2 tRNA genes and 3 rRNA genes are annotated in these 5,686 nt (G+C 53.6%); all 5 read left to right on the top strand.

Features of this window, described 5'->3' with window-relative positions:
- Positions 1-304: 304 nt before the first annotated feature.
- The 5 genes from ABB30_RS13545 (at position 305) to rrf (ending at position 5,463) form a co-directional block, all read left to right on the top strand.
- Positions 305-1,849 (top strand): 16S ribosomal RNA (locus ABB30_RS13545).
- A 97-nt stretch (positions 1,850-1,946) separates the two neighbouring features.
- Positions 1,947-2,022, top strand: a tRNA-Ala gene (locus ABB30_RS13540).
- Between the two features lie 20 nt (positions 2,023-2,042).
- Positions 2,043-2,119 (top strand) — tRNA-Ile (locus ABB30_RS13535).
- 223 nt (positions 2,120-2,342) lie between these two features.
- Positions 2,343-5,220: ribosomal RNA gene (locus ABB30_RS13530) — 23S ribosomal RNA — on the top strand.
- A 128-nt stretch (positions 5,221-5,348) separates the two neighbouring features.
- Positions 5,349-5,463: ribosomal RNA gene (rrf, locus tag ABB30_RS13525) — 5S ribosomal RNA — on the top strand.
- The 16S, 23S and 5S rRNA genes sit together here with 2 tRNA genes alongside, the layout of an rRNA operon.
- The last annotated feature ends 223 nt before the right edge of the window (positions 5,464-5,686 follow it).

The following is a 5,686-nucleotide window of genomic DNA, read 5'->3' as shown; positions in this document are numbered from 1 at the left end:
TAATTATCGAGACAAGCCCTAGATCTACACACTGCGTATCTTCGGCAGGTTCAGATGTTTATAATGGACAGATAATGGGCGGCTCGCTACGACGAAAGTCAACGCGAAGCGGAACAGGCGCTGAGGCCGACTTCCGAAGTTCTTTGAAAGTATGCGCAGGTTTCTTGTGAGGGTGTCTGCAGGTTGGATGACTGTCCATCTTGTAGATAGCCGATCAAGCAACATATTAATTGTTTTAAAGCAAGCGATACGTTGCCAGGTCAGCTTCTACTGCAAAAATATTTGTCTTTAAGACATGTAGTTTTAAGTGAAGAGTTTGATCCTGGCTCAGAGTGAACGCTGGCGGTAGGCCTAACACATGCAAGTCGAACGGTAGCACAGAGGAGCTTGCTCCTTGGGTGACGAGTGGCGGACGGGTGAGGAATACATCGGAATCTACTTTTTCGTGGGGGATAACGTAGGGAAACTTACGCTAATACCGCATACGACCTACGGGTGAAAGCCGGGGACCTTCGGGCCTGGCGCGGATAAATGAGCCGATGTCGGATTAGCTAGTTGGCGGGGTAATGGCCCACCAAGGCGACGATCCGTAGCTGGTCTGAGAGGATGATCAGCCACACTGGAACTGAGACACGGTCCAGACTCCTACGGGAGGCAGCAGTGGGGAATATTGGACAATGGGCGCAAGCCTGATCCAGCCATACCGCGTGGGTGAAGAAGGCCTTCGGGTTGTAAAGCCCTTTTGTTGGGAAAGAAAAGCAGCCGGTTAATACCCGGTTGTTCTGACGGTACCCAAAGAATAAGCACCGGCTAACTTCGTGCCAGCAGCCGCGGTAATACGAAGGGTGCAAGCGTTACTCGGAATTACTGGGCGTAAAGCGTGCGTAGGTGGTTTGTTAAGTCTGTCGTGAAAGCCCTGGGCTCAACCTGGGAACTGCGATGGAAACTGGCTAACTAGAATGTGGTAGAGGGTAGCGGAATTCCTGGTGTAGCAGTGAAATGCGTAGATATCAGGAGGAACATCCATGGCGAAGGCAGCTACCTGGGCCAACATTGACACTGAGGCACGAAAGCGTGGGGAGCAAACAGGATTAGATACCCTGGTAGTCCACGCCCTAAACGATGCGAACTGGATGTTGGGTGCACTTTGGCACGCAGTATCGAAGCTAACGCGTTAAGTTCGCCGCCTGGGGAGTACGGTCGCAAGACTGAAACTCAAAGGAATTGACGGGGGCCCGCACAAGCGGTGGAGTATGTGGTTTAATTCGATGCAACGCGAAGAACCTTACCTGGCCTTGACATGCTGAGAACTTTCCAGAGATGGATTGGTGCCTTCGGGAACTCAGACACAGGTGCTGCATGGCTGTCGTCAGCTCGTGTCGTGAGATGTTGGGTTAAGTCCCGCAACGAGCGCAACCCTTGTCCTTAGTTGCCAGCACGTAATGGTGGGAACTCTAAGGAGACCGCCGGTGACAAACCGGAGGAAGGTGGGGATGACGTCAAGTCATCATGGCCCTTACGGCCAGGGCTACACACGTACTACAATGGTGGGGACAGAGGGCTGCAAGCCGGCGACGGTAAGCCAATCCCAGAAACCCCATCTCAGTCCGGATTGGAGTCTGCAACTCGACTCCATGAAGTCGGAATCGCTAGTAATCGCAGATCAGCACTGCTGCGGTGAATACGTTCCCGGGCCTTGTACACACCGCCCGTCACACCATGGGAGTTTGTTGCACCAGAAGCAGGTAGCTTAACCTTCGGGAGGGCGCTTGCCACGGTGTGGCCGATGACTGGGGTGAAGTCGTAACAAGGTAGCCGTATCGGAAGGTGCGGCTGGATCACCTCCTTTTGAGCAAGGCAGCAACAGCTTTGCAGACATCCTCACAAGCAACCTGCATTCAGAGTTTCAAGACGCCTTCGGCGCCTTGATCGTTGTCCCTGTTTATGGGGCCTTAGCTCAGCTGGGAGAGCACCTGCTTTGCAAGCAGGGGGTCGTCGGTTCGATCCCGACAGGCTCCACCACTAAGCTGTGACAGAACATTGGGTCTGTAGCTCAGGTGGTTAGAGCGCACCCCTGATAAGGGTGAGGTCGGTGGTTCGAGTCCTCCCAGACCCACCACTCTGAATGACTGTGCATACTAAGAATTTATAGACATCGGCATTGTGGCCGGTATCTGTTCTTTTAAAACTTGTGACGTAGCGAGCGTTTGAGATGTCCAATCTTGACGTGTCGTGAGGCTAAGGCGAGAGACGCAAGTCTCTTTATTAATTGAGTCGTTATATTCGTTTCCAGGCTTTGTACCCCTGGATCAAATGTAGCCCAAGGCAACTTGCGGTTATATGGTCAAGCGAATAAGCGCACACGGTGGATGCCTTGGCGGTCAGAGGCGATGAAGGACGTGGCAGCCTGCGAAAAGTGCGGGGGAGCTGGCAACAAGCATTGATCCCGTAATGTCCGAATGGGGAAACCCACCGCTCCGGCGGTATCCTGCAGTGAATACATAGCTGCTGGAAGCGAACCTGGTGAACTGAAATATCTAAGTAACCAGAGGAAAAGAAATCAACCGAGATTCCCTGAGTAGCGACGAGCGAACGGGGAACAGCCCTTAAGCTGGTTTGGTTTTAGAAGAACAGTCTGGAAAGACTGGCCATAGACGGTGATAGCCCGGTATTTGAAAGGACCATTCCAGTGAAATCGAGTAGGGCGGGGCACGTGAAACCCTGTCTGAACATGGGGGGACCATCCTCCAAGGCTAAATACTACTGACCGACCGATAGTGAACCAGTACCGTGAGGGAAAGGCGAAAAGAACCCCGGAGAGGGGAGTGAAATAGAACCTGAAACCGTGTGCGTACAAGCAGTAGGAGCTCGAAAGAGTGACTGCGTACCTTTTGTATAATGGGTCAGCGACTTACTGTTCGTGGCAAGCTTAACCGTATAGGGGAGGCGAAGGGAAACCGAGTCTGATAAGGGCGCATAGTCGCGGGCAGTAGACCCGAAACCGGGTGATCTAGTCATGCCCAGGGTGAAGGTGCGGTAACACGCACTGGAGGCCCGAACCCACTCCCGTTGCAAAGGTAGGGGATGAGGTGTGATTAGGAGTGAAAAGCTAATCGAACCCGGAGATAGCTGGTTCTCCTCGAAAGCTATTTAGGTAGCGCCTCATATGTATCCTCTTGGGGGTAGAGCACTGTTATGGCTAGGGGGTCATCGCGACTTACCAAACCATTGCAAACTCCGAATACCAAGACGGACTGTATGGGAGACACACGGCGGGTGCTAACGTCCGTCGTGAAAAGGGAAACAACCCAGACCCACAGCTAAGGTCCCAAATTCAGTGCTAAGTGGAAAACCATGTGGAAAGGCACAGACAGCCAGGAGGTTGGCTTAGAAGCAGCCACCCTTTAAAGAAAGCGTAATAGCTCACTGGTCGAGTCGGTCTGCGGGGAAGATTTAACGGGGCTAAAGCACTGAACCGAAGCTTGGGGTGCATCACTTTGTGATGCGCGGTAGAGGAGCGTTCCGTAAGCCGTTGAAGGTGGATTGAGAAGTCTGCTGGAGGTATCGGAAGTGCGAATGCTGACATGAGTAACGATAATGCGGGTGAAAAACCCGCACGCCGAAAGCCCAAGGTTTCCTTGCGCAACGTTAATCGGCGCAGGGTGAGTCGGCCCCTAAGGCGAGGCAGAAATGCGTAGTCGATGGGAAGCAGGTTAATATTCCTGCACCTCGCGTAAGTGCGATGGAGGGACGGAGAAGGTTAGGTGTACCAGGCGTTGGTTGTCCTGGGGAAAGGCGGTAGGTTTGGATCTTTGGCAAATCCGGGATCCTTCAAGACCGAGCACCGAGACGAGCCATTTGGCAGAGTCACTGATACCACGCTTCCAGGAAAAGCTCCTAAGCTTCAGCTTACGCAGACCGTACCGTAAACCGACACAGGTGGGTAGGATGAGAATTCTCAGGCGCTTGAGAGAACTCGGGTGAAGGAACTAGGCAACATGGCACCGTAACTTCGGGAGAAGGTGCACCATTACCGGTGGTACATGCGTACATAAGCTGGTGGTGGTCGAAGTGACCAGGCCGCTGCGACTGTTTATCAAAAACACAGCACTCTGCAAACACGAAAGTGGACGTATAGGGTGTGACGCCTGCCCGGTGCTGGAAGGTTAATTGATGGGGTCAGCCGCAAGGCGAAGCTCTTGATCGAAGCCCCAGTAAACGGCGGCCGTAACTATAACGGTCCTAAGGTAGCGAAATTCCTTGTCGGGTAAGTTCCGACCTGCACGAATGGCGTAACGACAGCGGCGCTGTCTCCACCCGAGACTCAGTGAAATTGAAATCGCTGTGAAGATGCAGCGTTCCCGTGGCAAGACGGAAAGACCCCGTGAACCTTTACTATAGCTTTACACTGAACGTTGAGTTCGTCTGTGTAGGATAGGTGGGAGGCTATGAAACTGTGGCGCCAGCTGCAGTGGAGCCATCCTTGAAATACCACCCTGTCGTGCTTGACGTTCTAACTGAGGTCCGTTATCCGGATCCAGGACCGTGTATGGTGGGTAGTTTGACTGGGGCGGTCTCCTCCTAAAGAGTAACGGAGGAGCTCGAAGGTACGCTCAGCGCGGTCGGACATCGCGCACTGTGTGCAAAGGCATAAGCGTGCTTGACTGCAAGATCGACGGATCAAGCAGGTAGGAAACTAGGACTTAGTGATCCGGTGGTTCTGTATGGAAGGGCCATCGCTCAACGGATAAAAGGTACTCCGGGGATAACAGGCTGATACCGCCCAAGAGTTCATATCGACGGCGGTGTTTGGCACCTCGATGTCGGCTCATCACATCCTGGGGCTGTAGTCGGTCCCAAGGGTATGGCTGTTCGCCATTTAAAGTGGTACGCGAGCTGGGTTCAGAACGTCGTGAGACAGTTCGGTCCCTATCTGCCATGGGCGTTGGAAGTTTGAGAGGGGCTGCTCCTAGTACGAGAGGACCGGAGTGGACGAACCTCTGGTGTTCCGGTTGTCACGCCAGTGGCATTGCCGGGTAGCTATGTTCGGAAGCGATAACCGCTGAAAGCATCTAAGCGGGAAGCGCGCCTCAAGATGAGACTTCCCGGGGCACAAGCCCCCTGAAGGAACCATATAGACTATGTGGTTGATAGGTCAGGTGTGTAAGTGCAGCAATGCATTGAGCTAACTGATACTAATGATCCGTGAGGCTTGACCATATAACCTCAAGTTGCCTTGGCCATACGACAACGTCGAATGTGCATCCAAGTGCACGCTACGTCACAAGACCCCAAGCGAGACTGAGCGCCTTATCCGGCTTTTTTGGATGGCGACGCTCCAACGTCTTCCTGGTGAAATTAGCGCTGTGGAACCACCCGATCCCATCCCGAACTCGGAAGTGAAACGCAGCTGCGCCGATGGTATTGCCGCCTAAGCGGTGAGAGAGTAGGTCATCGCCAGGATTTTTACCCGAAAACCCCGCTGATACGTCAGCGGGGTTTTCCTTTTTATGTAAGCACTGCAATCGCAAGATTGCGCAGCTGACCAGATTCGCTGTCCTGGCGCCTCGCGCTGACAGACAACGCTTTCTGGCGATCACAGCGCTGTGGAACCACCCGACCCCATCCCGAACTCGAAGAGCGAAACCACGCTGCCCAGCCGCACGTGCCGCCTACGGGGAGAGGA

The organism is Stenotrophomonas ginsengisoli, assembly GCF_001431485.1.
GTDB lineage: Bacteria > Pseudomonadota > Gammaproteobacteria > Xanthomonadales > Xanthomonadaceae > Stenotrophomonas > Stenotrophomonas ginsengisoli.
This window is presented reverse-complemented; position numbering and strand designations above follow the sequence as displayed.